Genomic DNA, 22,186 nt, shown 5'->3' with positions numbered 1-22,186 from the left:
AAAAGAAATAAAAAAATAAGGAGTGCAAAATGAATGGAAAAAATGTTATTAAATAATGATTTAATTGACAATGACCAGATGAAACTGTCTATTAATGATAGGGGATATCAATTTGGTGACGGGATATATGAAGTTATTAAAGTCTATAATGGGAATTTATTTACCCCAACAGAGCATATCGACAGATTATACCGAAGTGCAGATGCAATTCGCCTTGTCATCCCATATACAAAAGATGTTTTACATAAAACGCTTTACGATCTTGTAGAAGAAAATGAGTTAGTTGATGGCCATATTTATCTACAAATAACAAGGGGAGTTTCGCCAAGAAATCATGCTTTTCCTATTGAGCCTACTGAACCTGTTTTGATCGCTTATACGCAAACAGCAGAAAGACCTGTCAATAATCACCGTAATGGCGTTAGTGCCATTCTTGTTGAAGATATACGTTGGCTACGATGTGATATAAAAAGTTTAAATTTACTTGGCAATGTTCTTGCTAAGCAAAAGGCGCACGAGGCTAACTGTTATGAAGCCATTCAACATCGCGGAGAGATAGTTACAGAGGGATCTTCTTCTAATATTTACGGTATTAAGAACGGTGTATTATATACACATCCAACAAACCAATATATTTTAAATGGGATTACACGCCAGGTTGTGATGAAATGTTGCCAAGAATTAGGCATACAAGTTGTAGAGGAGCCTATGACAAAAGAAGAACTATTACAAATGGATGAGGTCTTCTTATCATCTACCACTTCTGAAATAACACCAATCATAAAAATAGATGATTCTATTATAAATTCAGGTAAACCTGGTGATTTTACACGGAAAATACAACAAGCATTTGAAGAAAAAGTACAACAAGTTATGTGAATTCGGTCCTTTGAACATCGAACATATCATATTTGAATGTTCGATTTGAATGTTCGATGGTTAATTATTTTTATGATTTTATAATTAGAAACTAATTTATGGAATTGACTCAAGTGGTTCATATATCCCTTTTTTTCTACTGCTATCGTGGTAAAATAGATTTATATAACTTTCTGTTTATTTCAAACTTTGGGGAGAAAATGATATGGCACAATTAGTTAAACTACAAGATTATGTTTCACGCTATCAAAGTGATTTAAAAAGATACCCAACCCAATTTGTTAGATTAAAAAGAATGCAATGGGAACGTATGAAAAGCGAGTGGCAATCTGGTGAGGAAATCCCACAGTGGGAGCATGAAGAAATTGAAGAAAAACCACACAATCGTTTTATTCAACGAATATTATCTTTTAAAAGAAAAAAGAAATTAGATCCTTGGGAAGAAAGTAACGATATCGGTGATAAGGGAGATTTTCTTAATGACTTATCTGAAGAGTTACATACACAACCAGATGAAGATGTTATACCTGAAGAGGAAACTGCTTTTATGTTTCAACCTACAATCATCTATTATCCACAAACAATTGAAGAACTGAAAAAAATGTATATAGATCAACTATTTCAGTTTCAGCTTAAATGGGCAAGTTCAACACTTCGAGAAAAGTCGTATGTAGAACCAAAATATTATCGTGATTCATTACTAAGAGCATTTACACAACGTCTGCCAGATAGTTATTTTCTATTTTACTATCCAATTCTTCAAGTGAAAAAGGCACCTGTTGAATTAGGAATCATTTTACTAACACCAACTGATTGTTATTGTATCCAAGTACTTGAAGAAGAAGTGCAAGCGGTGTTTGTTGGAGACAGTAATAGATTTTGGAAGAAAAAAGTAGGGAAAATCGATAAAAAAGTTCTCAGTCCGCTTATTGGACTAAATCGCATGGAATCCGTTATAAAACAGATTTTCCGTAAGAACGAAATTGACTTACCTATCCGTAAAGTTGTACTTTCTAGAAATGGTTACATTGACTATCCTGGATCTAGTTTTGGTGTCGAATTTGTTGATAAAAGAAAATACACAGATTGGTTTAGTCATTTGAGTAAAAATCCATCACCGATGAAACTTATGCAGTTTAAAGCTGTTCAATTCTTACTAGATAAGGTGCAAACAACTTCTTACCACAGATTAGATTCAGATGATGAACCATTGCTTTCACCTGACCATACTGTTGAAAATCATTCATAACAGCCTCTATAGATTATTTGCAGATAACCAATTATATCTTAAAAATTATGGATGACAATGTCATTGCACATACTGATAGTGAATATGCTTGAAGCAGAATTTACATTTAATGAAATTATTCAAAGTGAAATTATCAGATTCCTGGAAACTAGCTAGAAAGTCTCCTTGACTAAGATATTATTTTCTTGAATAATTAAATGTTGAGTTGTATGAAAAATATAGAAATGAGGAAATACATTGAGAGTTCGACACAAACCATGGGCAGCAGATTTTATAAAAGAGCATTCTGAAATTATCATTCCTGATCCAGAGCAATATAAAGGAAATTGGCAGAAGCTATTTGGAAATGATAATCCTTTGCATATTGAGGTAGGTTCAGGAAAAGGACAATTTATAACTGGTATGGCATTGCAAAATCCAGAGATCAATTATCTAGGCATAGAATTATTTGATAGTGTAATTGTGAAAGCTGCAGAAAAAGTGATAGCAGCTGGGACACCAAAAAATGTTCGATTACTTATGGTGAATGGTGCAGATTTACTAAAGTATTTTGCCAAAAATGATGTAGATCGTTTATATTTAAACTTTTCTGATCCTTGGCCAAAAACTCGACATGCTAAAAGACGATTAACACATAAGAACTTTTTAAAATTATATGAATCAGTGTTAATAGACAATGGAGAAGTACATTTCAAAACAGATAACCGCGGATTATTTGAATTCTCTCTAGTGAGCATGTCACACTATGGTATGAAACTTAACTATGTATCTCTTGATTTGCATCAAGAAATGCCAGAAGATAACGTGATGACAGAATATGAAGAAAAATTTTCTTCTAAAGGGCAACCAATCTATCGTTTAGAAGCTCAATTTCAAACAAAATAAGTTTCTGAATAACGACTATGATTGATAGCGTAAATACCATTAAGAGGTGTCTTAAATTGTACAAACATTTAAGACACCTCTTTTTTACTTCATATGTATTTGAGATTGAAGTATTATTTCTTTTTCTAATTGGTGTAATTGTATACACAGTTCTTTTTGCAAGGCTTTTGATGAAAAGTCTTCCGTATTGATTTTTTCGATTTTTGTCAATAATTCTAGGTAGTGCTCACATATCATTTCAAAATCAGTGTGAATTTCCATAAAGCATCCCCCTTTTTTCATGAAAAAGCTTTTGGTATTGAACCTTTATAACTATATTTTACAGAAATAATAGATATAATTATCTATTTTATTATATTATAGAAAATTTTGTCTAATTTTAAAGTAAATAGTACAAGTATTTTATAACATGTTACAATTATATGAAGCATCTCGCATTACTAGCGATGAGTGAAAATACACAAAGGGGGATTCATAGTATGGATACATTTCAATTCCATGATATGAAGTTAACTTGGTTAAATGGAGGAGTTACTTACTTAGATGGAGGGGCAATGTTTGGCGTTGTACCAAAACCATTATGGTCGCGAAAATATGAAGGAAATGAAAATAATCAAATCGAATTACGAACAGATCCAATATTAATCGAATACAAGGGGAAAAATTTATTAATCGATTCTGGTGTAGGAAATGGGAAATTTACAGAAAAGCAATTGCGAAATTATGGTGTGAAAGAACAATCTCAGATTGATAGTAGTTTACAAGAGTTAGGATTATCAACGGATGATATTGACTATGTATTAATGACACATCTACATTTTGACCATGCATGTGGATTAACAAAATGGCACGATAATAAGTTAGTTCCTACATTTGCAAATGCTTCAATATTGGTTTCTCAAATAGAGTGGGATGAAATGCGTGAACCGAATATTCGTTCAGCCAATACATATTGGACTGAAAATTGGAAGCCAATTGTCGATCAAGTTATTCCATTTGAGGGGCAATTCGAAGTTTTACCAGGTATTTTGATGGTTCATACAGGGGGGCATAGTGATGGTCATTGTATTATCCGTCTAGCTCAAAAAGGTGAAACAATCATACACATGGCAGATATAATGCCAACTCACGCACATCAAAATCCATTATGGGTAATGGCTTATGATGACTATCCTATGAATTCGGTCTTTGCAAAAGAAAAATTAGTAAAAGAAATCTTAGAAAATGGATATTGGGTTAGTTTTTATCATGATGCCTTCAAACGATTGATCAAATGGGATACCACTGGTAAGAAAATAATTGATGAATTACCACGAAAAAGAGAATCACATACAACGAAATAGTCTATATTAAAAGTAATTATGTATGAAAAACAAACAGTACAATTCAAATTAGCTTTGAATTGTACTTTTTTACTCTTGGGAAAATCCCATTACATTATTTATAATATTATACTCTTACTAAATCAACGACAGAACCTGTTCTTGCATCTGCAGCAAATTCAAAGTTGACAGCTTCTCCTTCTTCGATACGGGAGATTCCGCCTTTATATACTGGAATTTCAATACTTTCCTTGTGGAATAATTGAGGCTCCATGAAAATCCATGATCCATCGATTGGCCCCTGAGTTTTAAATGCGTCTTTAATTTCATCTAAAACTGAATTGGCATTTTTGTATGGACTTACTTTTTCACTGGCTTCTTTAATAACATATGCAGTAGCAATTCCTGTAGCAACTCCTAGTAAGAAATCCTGTAATTTCATTTGATACGCCTCCTTCTGTATATGCCATTAGTTTAACATAACTGTTCGATGTGTGAAAATTAGATGGATGAAAATTACTTATTTTTGTAAAAAACTTCGAAATTCGAAATAGAATGGGTAGAATTTTCTTTTTATTTTGTCTACAATGGAAATGAATGCTCTAAGGGAGGCTTTTATAGTGAAACAAGATATGCTAGAAATGTTTAAAACACTTACAGAATTACCAGGTGCTCCAGGGAATGAGCATGCAGTTCGAGCTTATATGCGTCAAGAGTTATCAAAGTATGCTGATGAAATTGTCCAAGACAATTTAGGAGGCATCTTTGGACTTAAAAAAGGCGATGAAAATGGTCCACGTATTTTAGTTGCAGGTCATATGGATGAAGTAGCATTTATGGTTACTCAAATTACAGATAAGGGTATGATTCGTTTCCAAACTCTTGGTGGTTGGTGGAACCAAGTAATGCTTGCGCAAAGAGTAGAAGTATATACATCAAACGGTCCAATTCCAGGTGTAATCTCTTCTGTTCCTAAACATTTGCTAACACCAGAAATGCAGTCAAAACCAATGGAAATTAGCAATATGTTGATTGATATTGGTGCTGATGATAAGGAAGATGCGATTAAATTAGGTGTACGACCTGGACAATCAATCATTCCAGTATGTCCGTTTACGCCAATGGCAAATCCTAAGAAAATCATGGCAAAAGCGTGGGATAATCGATATGGCTGTGGTTTAGCCATCGAATTATTAAAAGAACTAAAAGACGAAAAACTACCAAATACATTATACTCAGGTGCTAATGTGATGGAAGAAGTAGGTTTAAGAGGTGCAAAGGTTTCTGCTAATCTGATTAAACCAGACTTATTCTTTGCATTAGACGCAAGCCCTGCAAATGATGTATCAGGTGATAAGAACCAATTTGGTCAACTAGGTAAAGGGCCATTACTTCGAATTTATGATCGTACGATGGTTACTCACAAGGGAATGCGTGAATATGTATTGGATACTGCAGAATCTAATAATATCCCATATCAATTCTTCGTATCACCAGGTGGTACAGATGCTGGTAGCGTTCACGTTTCAAATGAAGGTGTCCCAAGTACGGTAATCGGAATATGTTCTCGCTATATCCATTCACATGCTTCTGTTATTCATACAGATGATATTGAAGCAGCAAAAGAATTAATCGTAAAACTTGTGAAAAATGCAGACAAATCCACATTAGAAACAATACGCAATAGCTAATTAGTAGTAATTGCATTTAAAAAGCTTGGTAGCTGGATATAACTAACTATAATTTGTTATAGTAAAGGAGATTTCCGATTGGAAGTCTCCTTTAATTTTTCGAAGTTAGGAAGTGTCATGATGAAAGTTGGAATTGGTACAACAAACAAAGCCAAAGTTGGTGCGGTACTTTCCGTAATGACAAAATATTTTCATGATATATTGACATTTGAACATATTTCGGTAGATTCTGGCGTTTCGGCACAACCGATGTCAACTGAAGAGACTAGAAAAGGTTCTATAAATCGCTCGCAAAATGCATTGGCACAAACAGGTGCTAATCTTGCTTTCGGTTTAGAGGGCGGTGTCACAATGATTGACGATATCATGTATTTATGTAATTGGGGATCTTTAGCTTTAGAAAATGGAAAAGTCTTTACCGCTGCAGGTGCTCAAATCCCATTACCTAAAGAAATAGCAGATCAAATATTAGCAGGTCGAGAGTTAGGTCCTGTAATGGATGATTTTATTCATCAACTAGATACACGTCAAAATAGTGGCGCTATTGGTATTCTGACTGATGGAATGATCGATAGAAAAGAAATGTTTGAACATATATTACAACAATTGGTTGGCCAATATTTCTTTTATCAAAAATACTCGAAATAGCAAGAAATGCGCGATAGTTGCATAGGAAAATCTCCCATTTTACAATAAAGATAGTATAAGTACGAATGGAGGAATTACATATGTTCCGTCAATGTACCAAACTATTTGTATCAACGCTTTTTATATTGAATATTGCAGGATGTGGTAATTCAGTGGATTCCCAAATATCGCAAGGACTTTCAGATGCAGACACAATTTTCAATGCGAAACCCAAAAGTAGTACGGCATCAACTGAACATTTACAATTTTATCTACCACAAGGTTATAAAGTTAAAAATTCTTCCGATGAAACGAATGTAATTTTATCGAAAGGTAAAAGAACTTATTCTATTTTTTATAATCCAGATGAATCAAAGAAAAGCCAACACTTCTATAAAGCATTGCAATCGAGCGAAAAAGAAGAAATTGTTAAAGAAAAGACTTATGAAAAAAATGGCCGTTTTGGCTTTGCGACTGTTTTGAAAAAAGATAAAGAATCTTACGAAGTCATTGCAAGCACAGGTGGAGTTAAAGTTACAGGAAATGTAGAGACAGAGGATATGAATAATATAATTCCTGAATTAATGACTATTGCAAACTCCGTACAACTAAAAAAAAAGTGAGGTCTTAAAGATGGAAAAATTACAATCAGTCGAACAATATAATTCTTTAAAAGAACAAGGAAAACACGTTTTCGTATTTGAAGCTGGATGGTGTAAAGACTGTCGTTTTATCGAGCCATTTATGCCTGCAGTTGAAGAAAAATTCAGCGATTTTTCTTTCATCTCTGTTGACCGAGATGAATTTATCGATTTATGTGGAGAAGAAAATGTATTTGGTATTCCAAGTTTTATCGCTTATAACAATGGTAAAGAAACAGGTAGATTTGTTTCTAAAGACCGTAAAACTCAAGAAGAAATCGAAAAATTTATACAAGAACAATAAGTTATTGTTAATGAGGTGAGTAACCAGATGTCAGCACAGGAGTTAATGAATCTTTTAAAAGAGCGTCTAGGTGAAGCTCACTTTGAATGGAAGTTAGATTCAAAAACAAATAAGTTACGATTAGAAGATCTTGAATTAGGAAAAGGGATGGACCTTTTTTTAGGCGATATTCTAACAAAATATGACGAACGAAAAGAAAAAGCAATTGATGAGGTCGTTTATACGATTGAACAAACTTTTGCAGCGATGAAAAAGGAAAAGGAGCGAGGCTTTCACGATTTAACTAATATTTACCCAGTGATTCGTTCTGGATCTTTTCCTAAAAAAACAAAAGAAGGTCACGCATTTATCACAACAGAGCATACTGCTGAAACAAGAATTTACTATGCACTTGACCTTGGTAATACGTATCGCTTAATCGATGAAGATATGGTGAAAAAGCTTGATGTCCCTGTAGAACGAATAAAGGAATCTGCGCGCTTTCAAGTACGTAAATTACCAACTAAAGTTAAAAAGGACGAAGTTGCAGGTAATATCTTTTACTTTTTAAACGAAAATGATGGATATGATGCAAGTCGTATTTTAAATGATGCGTTCTTAAAAGAAATGCGTGGTAAAATTGAAGGAGACATGACCATTTCAGTACCTCATCAAGATGTACTGATTATCGGTGATATTCGCAATAATACAGGGTATGATGTTTTAGCTCAAATGACCATGCATTTCTTCACAATTGGAACAGTGCCTATTACATCATTGTCCTTTGTCTATGAAGAAGGTCACTTAGAGCCAATCTTCATCCTAGCGAAAAACAGAGTGAAAAAGGAGCAAGAAAAAAAATGATCGTATCGTACAACAAAGTGCATGTAGGTGACGTATTACTAGTCCAACTAGCTACAGAAGCAATTGTCAAAACTGAATTAGAAAGACATGGAGACCTAGTCTTACTAAAAGAAGGAGCAACAGGTGAAGTAAAAGGTTTTAACCTTTTTAATGCTAGTCATTATCTCACAATAGAAGAAGTAGGAAATGTGGAAGTGACAAAAGAACTTGTTGCTCAATTAGAAGACATTATTGCCAAAAGTGGTGCGAACGTAAGTCTTGATGTAGACTTAACACCAAAATTTGTAGTTGGTTTTGTGCAAGAAGTAGCAGAACATCCTAACGCTGACAAACTACATATCTGTAAAGTGGATGTTGGTGAAGATGAACTATTACAAATTGTATGTGGCGCTCCAAATGTTGCAGAAGGACAACATGTAGTCGTTGCCAAAGTAGGTACTGTAATGCCATCTGGAATGGTCATTAAAGAATCTGCATTACGAGGTGTTGATTCATACGGTATGATGTGCTCTGCTCGTGAATTAGGTATTCCAAATGCACCACAAGTAAGAGGCATAATGATATTAGACGATGATACAGAAGTAGGTTCAGCATTTAAGTTTTAATCAAATGAACTAGTTTTGTTCATCGTTGAAATTGAATCGATTAAAAATAAATACTTACAGAAAAGTACCTTACTCAAAATATTGGGCAAGGTACTTTTTATTATTTCTTAAAAAGAAATCTATAAGAAATATAAGTATATATAATAGAATCATTTCAAACGTTGCAATAATGCGTTTTTTATTGATAAAATGAAGGCAATGATTTAGAAAAGAGTGGTGCAAAAAATGAGCTGGTTTAAAAAAATCGTCTCTCGCATTCTAGGTGACGAAGTGGAAGATACATTAACTGAGAATCATGCGAATAAAAACTACAATGATGAAGATCAATATAAAACTTTTGAACAATTTGAAAATGATTATGAAGTAAACAATATAGATGAAGAATATTTAGATGACACATACACACAACAACAAAATCAAAATGGTGAACCTAACTTCATCCGTAAAAGAGAATCGTTTAAATTCCCTTTAATTCCGGATGAAAATGATAAAAATAGTAGGACAAGCACATCTACTTTACATACTCAGCATCAACAATCACAAAATGTAGATGTGCCCGATTGGCTTCAATCGAAAGAATTGGTAAGACCTGTTTCTAAAAGAACAAATAAGCAAGCTAACACCCAAAACCCATTTCTAGCTAAACAAGGTAATAATCAACGGCCAGAAGCATATACACCATTTGCACGTGAACCACGAGGATTAAGAGGTGTTGTGGAAAAGACAAATAGGGAAAATTATAATCCATTTAATCCAAATTGGACTAAAAGCTTAAATCAAAAGAATCCAATTGAAAAACAATCAAATGATTTAAAAACAAAAACGATTAAAAGTGAGTCTGTAACGCCTTCATACGTACCAAAGAAGAAAAAATTTGTACCGACGGATGTCCCATCTCCAATATATGGGTTCCAAAAACGCCCACAACAAGGTCGAGACATTTACGATTTGTTAGATAAAAAAGAGAAAAAAGAACAGAACTCTTCAAATCTAGCAGCACAAAATGAAGTAGCAGCTACAATAGTAACAGAATCGACAGTTTCTTCAATTTCAAAAGATGCTGCAGAGCATTCATCCGATAATTCTGTCGTAAAAGCGAATCTAAGTGAAACTCCTGTAAAAAACACTAACAGCAATGTATTCGAAAAGAAACAAGATGATATAGAACTTAAAGTACAGGAAGGACAGGTTCAAAATACTGTAAATGAACATATAGTTGTAGAAAAGGTTTTATCTCAAGAACCAATGCAAAGTCCTATAAGTGTACAAGATAAATCAGTAGTAGAAACAAATTCATTGGAAACCAAAAATGAAATTAGTTGCGATGAATCAGTAACTACTAATATAAAATCTGATGAAATAGAAATGATGATGGATGAGTTAGATACGCAAGGTTTAGTTGAACAAACAGAAACAAGCTCAGCTCAAGAACAAGAAGCTGAGAAAGAAGTAGATACAGAAATACCAGGAACAGATTCCACTATCTCTGTTGACGCAGATCAAATGGATACTATAGACAATATTTCTGAAGAATTAAAGCATAACGAATCCAATGATGTGCAAAATGTTCAAGAGCCGATTCAAACTGGAAGTCGCATACCATTTAATGTAGTGATGCTTAAATCTGATAAGAAAAAAATAGAAAAATTAAATAAACAGATCATACCATTACCAAGTAAAAAGTCTTGGGGCGATTTCAAAACAAATCCTATTCAAAGAAAAGAAGAAATCTCTATAGAAAAAAATTTACAAGAAGAAATTTCAGCAATTCTAGAAGAAAAAGTAATTGAAGAAGAAAAAGTAATTGAAGATGAAGTAGTAATCGAAGATGAAAAAGTAATTGAAGAAGAAAAAGTAATCGAAGATGAAGTAGTAATCGAAGACGAAAAAGTAATTGAAGATGAAGAAGTAATTGAAAATGAAAAAGTAATTGAAGCTGAGAAAGTTATAGAAGATGAACCAGTTATAGCTACAGTTGATCATTCAATTACCTTAGATGATGCCCAACAAGAAGAAAAATCAGCAACGATTCCAGTTACTTTCGAACAACAAAGTAATACTATAGTAGAACAAGAGCCTCCACAAGTGAATGATCATCTTGAAAAAGCAATTTCGTATCTTGAACCACCAGAAGAACAAACTGAGGACTTTGAATGGATGGATGCTCAAGGTGCAAAATTAATCGAGGCTTTGTCATATTTCCAAATTGAAGGGGAAATCGTACAAATTGTTCAGGGACCTGCTGTAACACAGTTTGAAATTACTGTTGGTCATGGGGTAAAAGTAAGTAAAATACGTAATTTAGCGGACGATTTAAAACTTGCTTTAGCAGCAAAAGACATAAGAATTCAAGCGCCTATTCCTGGGAAAAGTTCAATTGGTATTGAAATCCCAAATCGCACATCTCGCCCTGTCAGACTTTCAGAAGTTGTTACCCATGAATCTTTTGTAGATTCAAAATCTCCACTGGAAGCTGCATTAGGATTGGATTTAACAGGGGAGCCTGTTACTATCGATTTACGAAAAATGCCACATGGAATGATTGCAGGAGCTACTGGTTCAGGGAAATCTGTGTGTATAAACTCACTTTTAATCAGTTTGCTATTGAAAGCTAGTCCGCAAGATGTAAAATTGATGTTAATCGACCCTAAGATGGTAGAGCTTGCACCATTCAATCATATTCCACATCTTGTAAGTCCTGTTATTACAGATGTTAAGGCAGCAACTGCGGCTCTTAAATGGGCAGTTGAAGAGATGGACCGACGTTATCAACTATTTGCTCATTTAGGGGCGCGTGACATCACAAGATATAACAAGATGGTTGAAAAAGAACGGAAATTCTCGTTGAAGATGCCTTATCTTGTAATAGTGATTGATGAATTAGCGGATTTAATGATGATGTCTCCACAAGAAGTAGAAGAGTCTATTTGCCGCATTGCACAAAAAGCACGTGCATGCGGGATTCATCTAGTTTTGGCAACACAAAGACCATCAGTCGATGTTATTACGGGGTTGATCAAATCCAATATTCCAACGCGAATTGCGTTTTCTGTTTCATCACATGTGGACTCTCGTACTATCTTAGATAGCCAAGGTGCTGAAAGACTATTAGGTAGAGGAGATATGCTTTACTTAGGCAATGGCATGTCTGCACCAGTGCGTGTACAAGGTACATATGTCACAGATGAAGAGATTGAAGCAGTGACAGACTATGTTCGTACTCTTGGGGAACCGGATTACTTATTTGAACAAGAAGAATTATTAAAGAAAGTCGATTCTATTGAAGAACAAGATGAACTTTTCGAAGAAGCATGTCGCTATATTTGTAGTGAAGGTTCTGTATCAGCTTCTTCTTTACAACGTAAATATCGTATCGGCTATAATCGAGCAGCAAGATTAGTAGATATGATGGAAGCACAAGGATTTATATCAGAATCTAAGGGAACAAAACCGAGAGATGTTTTTTTAACAGAAAAAGATTTAGAAGAAATTTTTGGCTCTTATGATGTATAAGATACACTTAATTCAACATAATTTTTCTACTTTAAGCAGAAAATAATAAGGAATTAGTGATTAGTTTAGAACTTCGTTAAATCGTGCTATAATGATAGATGTTTTAATTTAAGCAGATAAAAAATAACTTACTATGGAAGTTTAAAAGGTTAGAGTTTCAGCCTATTAATGGACGTATTGTCCAAAGATAAAGTCGAACGACAACTCAAAAACTTGAAGAACAAGAGGGTTTGCTTGAATGGTTGTGCAAATAACTTTACCATCAAGAAGCCACCGTTTTTTACGGCGAGCAGTTCATAGATTTGATTATTCAAGGGTAAGGAAACTTTCCCAGGAGGTTTCAACATGACAGTTTATCATTTTACAGGTATTAAGGGTTCAGGAATGAGTTCACTTGCTCAAATTTTGTTTGATTCAGGAGAACAAGTACAAGGATCAGATATTGAAACATACTTTTTCACTGAAGAACCACTTAGAAAACGTAACATAACAATTTTGCCATTTGATGCAAATAATATTACAGAAGGGATGACTGTTATTGCAGGTAATGCTTTTCCAGACAGCCATCCAGAAATTGTACGTGCCAAAGAATTAGGTGTTGAAGTTATTCGTTATCATAAGTTCTTAGGTAATTACTTAGAAAAGTTCACTTCGGTTGCTATAACAGGTGCACATGGTAAAACTTCTACTACAGGGTTAATGGCTCATGTATTAGAAGGTGCTAATCCAACATCTTATTTAATCGGTGATGGTACTGGAGGCGGGGCTAAAAACGCTCAAAATCTAGTAATGGAAGCTTGTGAATATCGACGTCATTTCCTTGCATATCATCCAGACTATGCGGTTATGACGAACATCGATTTTGACCATCCAGATTATTATAAAGATATTGAGGATGTATTTGATGCATTTCAAACTATGGCCCTTCAAGTGAAAAAGGCAATTGTAGCTTGCGGCGATGACGAGCACTTACAAAAGATTAAAGCAAATGTACCAGTTGTTTATTACGGTTTTGGTTCAGAAAATGATTTTGAAGCTCGTAATGTAGAAAAAACAACTACAGGGACTTCTTTTGAAGTATATGTACGCAATGAGTTTTATAATAAATTCTTTATCCCTATGTTCGGTGATCATAATGTATTAAATACTTTGGCTGTTATATCACTTTGTCATTATGAAGGACTTCCAGCAGATTTGATTCAAGAACGCCTTCATACGTATCAAGGTGTTAAACGTCGTTTTACTGAAACAAACATCGGTAAACGTACATTAATCGATGATTACGCACATCATCCAACTGAAATAAGTGCAACGATTCAATCTGCTCGTCAAAAATATCCAAATCGTGAACTTGTGGCGATTTTCCAACCACATACTTTTACACGTACAAAAGCATTTCTACAAAACTTTGCAGATAGCTTAAGTAAAGCTGATAGTGTTTACTTATGTGATATTTTTGGTTCAGCACGTGAAAAATCTGGTGCTTTATCAATTCAAGATTTAGCTAATTTAATTGAAGGTAGCAAAGTGCTAACAATGGATGTTATTCCAGATTTACTAACACATGAAGATTCTGTATTCTTATTCATGGGTGCTGGAGATATCCATAAATTCCAAAATGCATTTGAAAATACTATTAAAGAAAATATTTAAATAACAACGTAAAGTAGAAGGCTGAAGGAACATTATTGTTTACTTCAGCTTTTTGCATAATGAAAAAGATGAAGAATGAAACTCGCTAAAAGTTTTATGTTAAATATATGCATATTTTCGATAATAAAACATACATATTACAATTCAAAAAATCTTATAAAAAACAAATTTGAAATAGTCGCCAATAGACTAACATTTCACTGGCAGGATATAGAAAATATTTGTAGAATATAAATTAGATAAGTGATGTTTAAATACACTTATTTTGTGGAAATATCCATATAGAGAGAATGGAGGTACAAAAATGATTGTTATTCTATACATTGCTGCATTGGTAGCCGCAATTGGCTTTTTAGTATTATGTATTGGTTTAGCTATGACATTGAGTTCATTGAAAAAGACAATGGATAATGTTGCCAATATAATGGCAGGCATTGAAGGGCAAATGGAAGGTATTACGAGAGAAACTACAAGTCTATTAGAAAAGACGAATATGCTTGCTGAAGACATTCAAGGAAAGTCTCAACAATTGAATTCAGTAGTAACTGCGGTTAAGGGCTTCGGTGAGTCTGTTAGTGGCTTAAGTGATTCTGTAAAGCATATAACTACATCCATTAATACAAATGTATCAAAAAATAGTGATCAAATCGCTCAAGTAATTCAATGGAGCAATGCCTTTATCGGAATCCGTGATAAGCTGAAAAAGCAAAAGGCAACAGAAACAGAAACAATTTATGAAGAAGTTCCAAAGAAACACAAACGTAAATAATAGGGGGGATTTAATTGGTGGAAAAGAAACCTAATTACAGTGAAGTAAGAAACGTTGGTTTAGAAGAAAGTGGACAAACGTATTTACCCCAAACTTATGAAAGACGTTCTGATTCTCTTTATACAAACGAAGATGGAGTAGTCAATCTCAAAGACTTTATCATAGGTGCATTTGTTGGAGGTATAGTTGGAGCAGCTACAGCATTATTTTTAGCGCCTAAAGCTGGAAAAGAATTACGCAGTGATGTGGCAATTCAAGCTAGCCAATTGAAAGAAAAAAGCGCTGGATTTACATCTACTGCAAAAGAAAAAACAGTAGAATTATCCAAAAAAGTACAAGAACAGTCTGGTCAGTTGGTTGGAAAAGTGAAAAATTTAAAATCTACTTCTACACCTCCATTTGATGATGGAACAGTTTCCTATGAAGGAGAAGAACCATTAGATATTATGGAAACGATGGAAAAGACTATTGCTGAATTTGAAGCTGAAAACAATGAACATACAGCTGTTACTGAAGCAATTGAAGAAGCTATATCAGAACCAGCAAAAAAAGAAACTAAATAAGATAAAAAAGTTAACGAAAAACAACTTTTTACAAAAAGCCACGAAAATTTTACAATCTGTAAATTTTTCGTGGCTTTGTTTTGGTTTAGTTCGTGGTCAAATATTTTTACAACGGACACTTTCAATGTAAAATAGGTCAATTAGTTATTCTCTTGTGATGTGAGAACCTCATTAATATGAGTAGCAGTTGTAGGTATAAGATTAATCAAAAGTTGATCGCCCCCGAAAATTTCAGCATCAAACTGTGATGGCTCGCCATTTCTTAAGATTTCAAAGGTTCCTTTGAAATTAGTAGGTAATTGCCAATCAGAGTATCGGAATACATCTTGGTATGTAAAACGAGAAGATTCTAATTCGGAAAATTGAAGTTGATCCCCACTTTTAATTTCAGTTGTGCTATTCGCTATTTCTCCATTGACCAATATGCTAAAGGATGGTTTTTTTAACTCTAACTTTTCATCTTGAAAAGAAACTAAAATACGATTTTCTAAATTTATATTGAAGTGGTTAGCAATATCATAAATAGTTGGACGTTTTGCTGCCTGTATATTAATATGGTCGCCATTCTTTACTTGAAAGTATGGTTTTGCGGGTTGATTATTAACAAAAATTTGGTTATTAAATTCTGGAAACTGTACAGTTGTACGATCTTTTATAATAAAGAATGGTTGAGTCTCATTCAATAGATGTTCTTTACCTGTCCATGATAATATTTGTTGAACATTTTGGGCTTTGTCGATAGTTAATATGTCTCCATCTTTTAGAAGAGTAGTAATTTCTGCTGGTTGATCGTTTAACCTAATTTTAGGTTGAATTACAAACGGCTCCTCATTAATATAAACTGTCCAATCATCTTCACATTCAATCATGTCTTGTATGGTTGCTTTTGCTGGTTCCCCATCAGCACCTTCAATAAGTTCAATGACATCCCCATTTTGGATAGGATGTTTTGTAGATGCTTTTTCGCCATTTACAAGTATTTCTGTAGGGCTACCATGACCACCAGGTACAAAAATATCTTGTCCATTCACTGTTACGCCTATTGCTAGCCCAGGTTTCCCATATAAACGGTTGATGCTAACATTTGCAGCTAAAAGGGCATCAGCCACTGTCATCTCTTTAACTTCGAATAATCGAACAACTTGCTGATTCACTATTACTGACATGTATTTAATTGGAGAGTTTTTTGCCGCAATAGCAATTCCAATAGGTGTAACAAGTTCTGGTGATACTGGTACATGATCTTCATGAGTAAGTTTTTGAATAGCATCTATTCCTCGTACTGCTGCACGATTTTTAGGGATTTCGAGAAACTTACACAATTCATCAGTAATTTCAGGTGTTAAACTTCCACCACCGACAAGCAAGACGGCTTTCGGTGCTACTTGACTATTAAGTCGAAGAATCTCATTTCCTATTGATGATGCAAGGGATGCTACGGCTGGTCTTAGAACATCCATTATTTCTTCTTTTTGATAGATTTGTTCAAATCCTAAAATATCTGAGATGGAAATTTCATCATGTTTTGACATGTCACGTTTTACTTTTTCAGCAACTGGGAAGTCTAATAGGTAATGATCACTTAAAGCTTCTGTAATTTCATCTCCAGCTGTTGGTACCATCCCATATGCTACAACTGTCCCTTTATTTGTAATCGCAATATCAGAGGTACCAGCACCAATATCAACGAGTGCGACATTTAAACGACGCATAGTTGTTGGGATTAAAGCATTAATGGCTGCAATAGGTTCTAATGTCAAACCTTCCATTTCTAAACCTGCACGTTTTAAGGCAGCTAGCAGGGATTCTACGACGACTCTCGGAAGAAATGTAGCAATTACTTCAACTTCTGCTTCTTCACCTTGTTGATCCATTAAGCTACCGATTTCTTGATTGTCTAATCGATAGTATAAAACGGAATAGCCAACACAATAATAATGATTACTATGTCCCTTTTCATTATGCGCTAGTAATTGTTGTTGTGCCTTCTGAACAGCCGCCAATTCCAATCGATTAATATCATCCTCTGTTATTGCTGGACGATTTTTTATATCCAATGAAGCAGAGCCTTGTTCTGTTTTTAAAGCACGTCCAGCTGCAGCAACGCTTACTGAACGAAGTGGACCGTGTTTTTCTTCTAATTGTTCTTTTACATGTTGAATTACAGACGCAACATGTATAACATTATGTATTTGACCATCGACCATTGCGCGTTCTTTGTGTTCTTCTGCTATTAAATCAACTACGTGAAATTTTTCATCTTGTTCTTCTAAAATGATACCGACTACAGAACGAGTTCCTATATCTAATGCAAAGAGTTTTGAAGCCACATTTACCCAACCTTTCTAAGAAATTAGAAAACTTTTAGCTTTATCGCGTTGAAGCGCTAAAGAAAAAGCGTGACATTCTTGTTTGAATTGATTATAATGTTCCTAATATCATAAAATGTATCATAGTTTTCAGACTTCTGAAAGTACCTGATACGAAGGAAGAGAGGAGAAACGGCAATGAGTCATCAAAATTTAGATCAACTTCGCGATCGAGTTGATGCATTAAACCTTGAAATTTTACGTTTGATTAATGAACGTGCAGAAGTGGTAGAAGAAATCGGTAAAGTAAAAGAGAAACAAGGTGTTAACCGTTATGATCCTCTTCGTGAGAGACATATGTTGAATCTATTGAAAGAGCATCATCAAGGTCCATTAAGTCAGGGTACAGTTGAACACATTTTTAAAGAGATTTTCAAATCAGCATTAAAATTACAAGAAACAAATCAGAAAAAAGAATTATTAGTATCACGAAAACGTAAACCAGAAGATACAATTGTCAATGTTAATGGTGAACCTATAGGAAAGGGTAAACCTACATTTGTATTTGGACCATGTGCTGTTGAATCATATGAACAAACAGCAGCAGTAGCTGAATCTATTCAATCTAAAGGTCTAAAATTAATGCGTGGTGGAGCATATAAGCCTCGTACTTCACCATATGACTTCCAAGGTTTAGGAGTAGAAGGATTAAAGATTTTAAAAGAAGTTGGTCAAAAATTCGGTTTAGGCATTGTTACTGAAATTGTTACACCATCTCATTTAGAAGAAGCATTAGACTACATCGATGTCATTCAAATCGGTGCAAGAAATATGCAAAACTTCGAATTATTAAAAGCTGCGGGCTCTGTTAATAAGCCAGTATTATTAAAACGTGGTATAGCTGCAACAATCGACGAATTTATAAATGCAGCAGAATACATTATTTCAAAAGGTAATGATCAAATTATCCTTTGCGAACGTGGTATCCGTACTTATGAAAGAGCAACTCGAAATACATTAGATATTTCAGCTGTTCCAATTTTAAAACAAGAAACACATTTACCAGTCTTTGTCGATGTAACACACTCAACTGGTCGTCGTGATTTACTCCTACCATGTGCAAAAGCTGCAATCGCAATTGGGGCAGATGGCGTTATGGCGGAAGTTCACCCAGATCCAGCTGTTGCATTGTCTGATTCTCAACAACAAATGAGTATTCCACAATTTGACGATTTCTATGAAAAAATCCAAAGTTTTATGAAAAATTATCAAGTTCAATAATTACTATGTAAAGTAAGTGGCGAATCGTTACTAGATTCGTCACTTTTATTTTGTTGAAAATCGCTTCCAATTTATCGTATCATTGAAATAAGATATGAAAAGAGAGGTGTCATCAAGTGACCGTAACAATTTATGATGTTGCTAGAGAGGCAAATGTTTCAATGGCAACTGTGTCTCGTGTTGTAAATGGTAATCCAAATGTTAAACCGACCACAAGAAAAAAAGTACTCGATGTTATTGCAAAATTAGAATATAGACCAAATGCGGTTGCTCGTGGCTTGGCAAGTAAGAAGACTACTACAGTAGGCGTTATCATTCCAGATATTTCTAATATTTTTTATGCTGAATTAGCACGCGGAATTGAAGATATCGCTACAATGTATCGCTACAATATTATTCTTTCCAACTCTGACCAACGTGAAGAGAAAGAATTACAATTATTAGATAATATGTACGGCAAACAAGTTGATGGTATTGTCATGATGAGCGATCAAGTGAATGATGAATTATTAAAGAAAATGAGTCATTCGCCAGTTCCGATTGTATTAGCAGGTTCTATCGATGAAACTCATCAAACACCATCTGTTAATATTGATTATTTGCAAGCTGCTTATGAAGCAGTTAAACATTTTATCGATAATGGACATAAACGAATCGCATATGTTTCTGGTCCATTTACATCTACTATTAACAAAAAATACAAATTTGAAGGTTATAAAAAGGCCTTAGATGAAGCTGGTATTGAACTTGATGAAAATCTAGTAGTAGCTGCTGAGGATTCCTATGATAGTGGTCTGGAGGACTTCAAAACATTAAATAGTTTACAAAACCCACCAACTGCATTTTTTGCAGGAAGTGATGAATTAGCAATTGGAATTATCCATGGTGCATTAGATTCAGGGAAAAAAGTTCCGGATGATTATGAAGTGATCAGTTTTGAAAACTCAAAACTTGCGCGGATGGTTCGTCCACAACTTACAAGTGTTGTTCTACCGCTTTATGATATAGGTGCAGTATCAATGCGTTTACTAACAAAATATATGAATAAAGAACAAGTAGAAGAAGAAAACTTTATATTACCGCATCGTATTGAGGATCGAAGTTCTACAAAATAACTGAAAAACTGTTTCGTTTTCCATCTTAGAATGGTAAAGAAACAGTTTTTTTTATGTGAACGCTAGTATTCTCATTATAGTTTTATAATATAATCAATGTATTATTTGGGCGATATCTATATAAGTTCACTATTCTTTGAACGAATAGGAAGTAATGCTTTTTCTAATATTTGTTGGTTCTTTTCAGTTATTTCTGTTTTACGTGGAATGGGATCATATAGGTTCTCAGGATCCGTCCAAGTTGGTATTAACGTTACTGGTGATTCTTTTTGCCATTTATCAAGCCAAGCTTTTGGGAGATTTCCGGTGGGTAAAGCCTGATCGGTCATTTCCATCCAGATGAATGACCATGCGCGTGGAACCACTCTCCATATATCATATCCGCCACCGCCAACAGCAACCCACTTACCGTCACAATATTTGTGAGCAAGTTCATGTGCAAGTTTTGGAATCTCCTTATAGATATTCATAGTCCCATATAAGTGTGTTAAAGGATCTAAGTAGTGCGCATCTGCCCCATTTTGAGAAAGAATAACATCAGGCTTAAAATGATCTGTGATTTCCCGAAGTGCTGTTGTATATACTTCTAAGAAGGATTCATCTTCCGTGAAGGCATCTATAGGGAAGTTAAAGGATGTCCCATATCCTTTTCCACTGCCTCTTTCAGTGATTGTCCCGGTCCCTGGAAATAGATAGCGACCAGTTTCATGAATAGATACAGTACAAACATTTGGGTCATCGTAAAAACTCCATTGAACCCCATCACCGTGATGTGCATCTGTATCAATATATAAGACACGTGCATTGTATTTTTTTTGCATGTATTTGATAGCAACCGTACTATCATTATATATACAAAATCCTGAAGCTCGTCCTTTAAAACCGTGATGGAGCCCACCTCCAAGATTTAATGCATGTTCTGATAGTCCTTGCATGACATAATCGCATGCAGTAAGTGTGGCTCCTACAATTTTTGCACTTGCTTCATGCATATTCGGAAAAATGGGCGTATCTTCTGTTCCAATTCCAAAAGGTTCTCCTTGTTTTTCGGTAAGTTTTCCATGACCAGCCATTTTAACAGCATTTATATACCGAATATCATGTCCTAGAAGAAGCTCTTCTTCTGTAGTATTACGTGGTTTAACAATATTTGATGGATTAAGCGCATTTATACTAGTCAGAAGGTCAATCGTTAGTTCCAAACGTTTTTGATTAAATGGGTGTGTATCTGAAAATTTATAGTCTAGTTGTTCTGGTGAATATATAAAAACAGCTTTATTTATAGACGATTGATACCCGGCATATTTGGCCATAACACATCAAATCCTTCCTTGCGTAAATCATCGATTATTGGAAGTGGATTCATGACTTTTACTCGAATTGAGAGAATCCTTTTTTCTTCATGTTGAGAGTCAGGATAGACGAGTACACTCAAAATGCTTGCATGGTGTTTTGTAAAAACTTTTGTAACATCATGTAGTGTACCGGCTTGATCATTAACGCGAATTTCAATTTGAGAGCTGGGCTTAGTGGCGCCGGTTATTTCGATATATGTGTACAATAAGTCATTAGTAGTTACAATACCTACTAATTTTCCTCCGCTTACAACGGGTAGGCATCCTATTCGATTTTCATAAAAAATTAATGCTGTTTCTTCTACAAAATCAAGTGGATGACAAACTATAGGATTTGTAATCATCAATTTTTCTAAATTTTGTTCGTATATATTTTCTACAGTTTTTTTTACAAGGGGAGAGGGAAGTGCATTTTTTAAATCTCTTTCAGTTAATAACCCAACTAAATTATTTTCGTCATTAACAATTGGTAAATGGCGAATTTTATTTGCTCTCATAATTCTTACGGCATCTTTAATCGTATTATCTGATTTCAATGTAAAAATCTTTGTTTTCATTATTTCCTCGATTAACATTAGATCC

General features: G+C 34.3%; 21 protein-coding genes. 16 read left to right on the top strand and 5 right to left on the bottom strand.

What is annotated here, in order from left to right; translation table 11 throughout:
* Positions 1-33: 33 nt before the first annotated feature.
* From dat to trmB, 3 genes are all read left to right on the top strand, one after another.
* Positions 34-879, top strand: coding sequence for a D-amino-acid transaminase (dat, locus tag Q0977_RS02385; protein WP_299510251.1), 846 nt, complete (start codon positions 34-36; stop codon positions 877-879).
* 205 nt (positions 880-1,084) lie between these two features.
* Positions 1,085-2,128, top strand: a complete 1,044-nt coding sequence (locus tag Q0977_RS02380; RefSeq protein ID WP_119415058.1) for an NERD domain-containing protein — start codon at positions 1,085-1,087, stop codon at positions 2,126-2,128.
* A gap of 237 nt (positions 2,129-2,365) precedes the next feature.
* A complete protein-coding gene (trmB, locus tag Q0977_RS02375) occupies positions 2,366-3,013 on the top strand; it encodes a tRNA (guanosine(46)-N7)-methyltransferase TrmB (protein ID WP_119415059.1) in 648 nt (215 codons plus the stop codon).
* 84 nt (positions 3,014-3,097) lie between these two features.
* On the opposite strand, the gene Q0977_RS02370 is transcribed toward trmB, so the two are convergent.
* Positions 3,098-3,274, bottom strand: coding sequence for a hypothetical protein (locus Q0977_RS02370; RefSeq protein WP_158582320.1), 177 nt, complete (start codon positions 3,272-3,274; stop codon positions 3,098-3,100).
* Positions 3,275-3,492: 218 nt separating this feature from the next.
* Between Q0977_RS02370 and Q0977_RS02365 the strand changes: the two genes are divergently transcribed.
* Positions 3,493-4,356 (top strand): MBL fold metallo-hydrolase, encoded by an 864-nt coding sequence (locus tag Q0977_RS02365; RefSeq protein WP_299510248.1) that lies wholly within the window; start codon positions 3,493-3,495, stop codon positions 4,354-4,356.
* A gap of 106 nt (positions 4,357-4,462) precedes the next feature.
* Here Q0977_RS02365 and Q0977_RS02360 read toward each other — a convergent pair whose 3' ends face one another.
* Positions 4,463-4,777 carry a hypothetical protein gene (locus Q0977_RS02360; protein WP_299510246.1) on the bottom strand — a complete coding sequence of 105 codons (315 nt, stop codon included), beginning with the start codon at positions 4,775-4,777 and terminating at the stop codon, positions 4,463-4,465.
* 178 nt (positions 4,778-4,955) lie between these two features.
* Here Q0977_RS02360 and Q0977_RS02355 point away from each other — a divergent pair, with 178 nt between their 5' ends.
* The 10 genes from Q0977_RS02355 (at position 4,956) to Q0977_RS02310 (ending at position 15,544) form a co-directional block, all read left to right on the top strand.
* The gene (locus Q0977_RS02355; RefSeq protein ID WP_299510244.1) at positions 4,956-6,026 is read left to right on the top strand and encodes a M42 family metallopeptidase; all 1,071 of its coding nucleotides are present in this window, start codon (positions 4,956-4,958) and stop codon (positions 6,024-6,026) included.
* A gap of 120 nt (positions 6,027-6,146) precedes the next feature.
* Positions 6,147-6,674, top strand: a complete 528-nt coding sequence (locus Q0977_RS02350) for a DUF84 family protein (RefSeq protein WP_124217774.1) — start codon at positions 6,147-6,149, stop codon at positions 6,672-6,674.
* A gap of 80 nt (positions 6,675-6,754) precedes the next feature.
* Positions 6,755-7,276, top strand: coding sequence for a hypothetical protein (locus tag Q0977_RS02345; protein WP_119415064.1), 522 nt, complete (start codon positions 6,755-6,757; stop codon positions 7,274-7,276).
* Between the two features lie 10 nt (positions 7,277-7,286).
* The gene (locus tag Q0977_RS02340) at positions 7,287-7,598 is read left to right on the top strand and encodes a thioredoxin family protein (RefSeq protein ID WP_119415065.1); all 312 of its coding nucleotides are present in this window, start codon (positions 7,287-7,289) and stop codon (positions 7,596-7,598) included.
* Positions 7,599-7,625: 27 nt separating this feature from the next.
* Positions 7,626-8,441: a DUF1444 domain-containing protein gene (locus tag Q0977_RS02335; RefSeq protein WP_119415066.1), complete on the top strand. Its 816-nt coding sequence runs from the start codon at positions 7,626-7,628 to the stop codon at positions 8,439-8,441.
* Complete coding sequence (gene ytpR / locus Q0977_RS02330) at positions 8,438-9,046, top strand: YtpR family tRNA-binding protein (protein ID WP_299510230.1); 609 nt, start codon at positions 8,438-8,440, stop codon at positions 9,044-9,046. The genes Q0977_RS02335 and ytpR overlap by 4 nt, the downstream gene beginning before the upstream one ends.
* A gap of 225 nt (positions 9,047-9,271) precedes the next feature.
* On the top strand, positions 9,272-12,559 hold the full coding sequence (locus Q0977_RS02325; protein WP_299510228.1) for a DNA translocase FtsK: 3,288 nt from the start codon (positions 9,272-9,274) through the stop codon (positions 12,557-12,559).
* Positions 12,560-12,904: 345 nt separating this feature from the next.
* Positions 12,905-14,212, top strand: a complete 1,308-nt coding sequence (gene murC / locus Q0977_RS02320) for a UDP-N-acetylmuramate--L-alanine ligase (protein WP_299510227.1) — start codon at positions 12,905-12,907, stop codon at positions 14,210-14,212.
* A 304-nt stretch (positions 14,213-14,516) separates the two neighbouring features.
* The gene (locus Q0977_RS02315; protein ID WP_119415070.1) at positions 14,517-14,981 is read left to right on the top strand and encodes a DUF948 domain-containing protein; all 465 of its coding nucleotides are present in this window, start codon (positions 14,517-14,519) and stop codon (positions 14,979-14,981) included.
* A 17-nt stretch (positions 14,982-14,998) separates the two neighbouring features.
* Entirely contained in the window at positions 14,999-15,544 is a 546-nt protein-coding gene (locus Q0977_RS02310) for a YtxH domain-containing protein (RefSeq protein ID WP_241155060.1), read from the top strand.
* 140 nt (positions 15,545-15,684) lie between these two features.
* Here Q0977_RS02310 and Q0977_RS02305 read toward each other — a convergent pair whose 3' ends face one another.
* Positions 15,685-17,874 (bottom strand): cell division protein FtsA, encoded by a 2,190-nt coding sequence (locus tag Q0977_RS02305; protein WP_299510226.1) that lies wholly within the window; start codon positions 17,872-17,874, stop codon positions 15,685-15,687.
* A 177-nt stretch (positions 17,875-18,051) separates the two neighbouring features.
* On the opposite strand from Q0977_RS02305, the gene Q0977_RS02300 reads away from it, so the two are divergent.
* Both Q0977_RS02300 and ccpA read left to right on the top strand, forming a co-directional pair.
* Positions 18,052-19,134, top strand: a complete 1,083-nt coding sequence (locus tag Q0977_RS02300) for a bifunctional 3-deoxy-7-phosphoheptulonate synthase/chorismate mutase (RefSeq protein WP_119415073.1) — start codon at positions 18,052-18,054, stop codon at positions 19,132-19,134.
* 116 nt (positions 19,135-19,250) lie between these two features.
* Complete coding sequence (gene ccpA, locus Q0977_RS02295; protein WP_119415074.1) at positions 19,251-20,249, top strand: catabolite control protein A; 999 nt, start codon at positions 19,251-19,253, stop codon at positions 20,247-20,249.
* A 116-nt stretch (positions 20,250-20,365) separates the two neighbouring features.
* On the opposite strand, the gene Q0977_RS02290 is transcribed toward ccpA, so the two are convergent.
* Both Q0977_RS02290 and Q0977_RS02285 read right to left on the bottom strand, forming a co-directional pair.
* On the bottom strand, positions 20,366-21,562 hold the full coding sequence (locus Q0977_RS02290; protein ID WP_299510224.1) for an acetoin utilization protein AcuC: 1,197 nt from the start codon (positions 21,560-21,562) through the stop codon (positions 20,366-20,368).
* Positions 21,529-22,179: an acetoin utilization AcuB family protein gene (locus Q0977_RS02285; RefSeq protein ID WP_299510222.1), complete on the bottom strand. Its 651-nt coding sequence runs from the start codon at positions 22,177-22,179 to the stop codon at positions 21,529-21,531. The genes Q0977_RS02290 and Q0977_RS02285 overlap by 34 nt, the downstream gene beginning before the upstream one ends.
* Between the last annotated feature and the right edge of the window lie 7 nt (positions 22,180-22,186).

This window comes from uncultured Rummeliibacillus sp., assembly GCF_934216135.1.
In the GTDB taxonomy this organism is placed as follows: domain Bacteria; phylum Bacillota; class Bacilli; order Bacillales_A; family Planococcaceae; genus Rummeliibacillus.
This window is presented reverse-complemented; position numbering and strand designations above follow the sequence as displayed.

Coding starts and splice junctions, on each gene's coding strand:
- Q0977_RS02365 (WP_299510248.1), top strand. CDS start 3,493: ATGGATACATTTCAATTCCATGATATGAAGTTAACTTGGTTAAATGGA.
- ytpR (WP_299510230.1), top strand. CDS start 8,438: ATGATCGTATCGTACAACAAAGTGCATGTAGGTGACGTATTACTAGTC.
- Q0977_RS02370 (WP_158582320.1), bottom strand. CDS start 3,274: ATGGAAATTCACACTGATTTTGAAATGATATGTGAGCACTACCTAGAA.
- Q0977_RS02350 (WP_124217774.1), top strand. CDS start 6,147: ATGAAAGTTGGAATTGGTACAACAAACAAAGCCAAAGTTGGTGCGGTA.
- Q0977_RS02290 (WP_299510224.1), bottom strand. CDS start 21,562: ATGGCCAAATATGCCGGGTATCAATCGTCTATAAATAAAGCTGTTTTT.
- Q0977_RS02335 (WP_119415066.1), top strand. CDS start 7,626: ATGTCAGCACAGGAGTTAATGAATCTTTTAAAAGAGCGTCTAGGTGAA.
- Q0977_RS02315 (WP_119415070.1), top strand. CDS start 14,517: ATGATTGTTATTCTATACATTGCTGCATTGGTAGCCGCAATTGGCTTT.
- Q0977_RS02300 (WP_119415073.1), top strand. CDS start 18,052: ATGAGTCATCAAAATTTAGATCAACTTCGCGATCGAGTTGATGCATTA.
- Q0977_RS02325 (WP_299510228.1), top strand. CDS start 9,272: ATGAGCTGGTTTAAAAAAATCGTCTCTCGCATTCTAGGTGACGAAGTG.
- dat (WP_299510251.1), top strand. CDS start 34: ATGGAAAAAATGTTATTAAATAATGATTTAATTGACAATGACCAGATG.
- Q0977_RS02345 (WP_119415064.1), top strand. CDS start 6,755: ATGTTCCGTCAATGTACCAAACTATTTGTATCAACGCTTTTTATATTG.
- Q0977_RS02285 (WP_299510222.1), bottom strand. CDS start 22,179: ATGTTAATCGAGGAAATAATGAAAACAAAGATTTTTACATTGAAATCA.
- murC (WP_299510227.1), top strand. CDS start 12,905: ATGACAGTTTATCATTTTACAGGTATTAAGGGTTCAGGAATGAGTTCA.
- Q0977_RS02360 (WP_299510246.1), bottom strand. CDS start 4,777: ATGAAATTACAGGATTTCTTACTAGGAGTTGCTACAGGAATTGCTACT.
- Q0977_RS02340 (WP_119415065.1), top strand. CDS start 7,287: ATGGAAAAATTACAATCAGTCGAACAATATAATTCTTTAAAAGAACAA.
- Q0977_RS02380 (WP_119415058.1), top strand. CDS start 1,085: ATGGCACAATTAGTTAAACTACAAGATTATGTTTCACGCTATCAAAGT.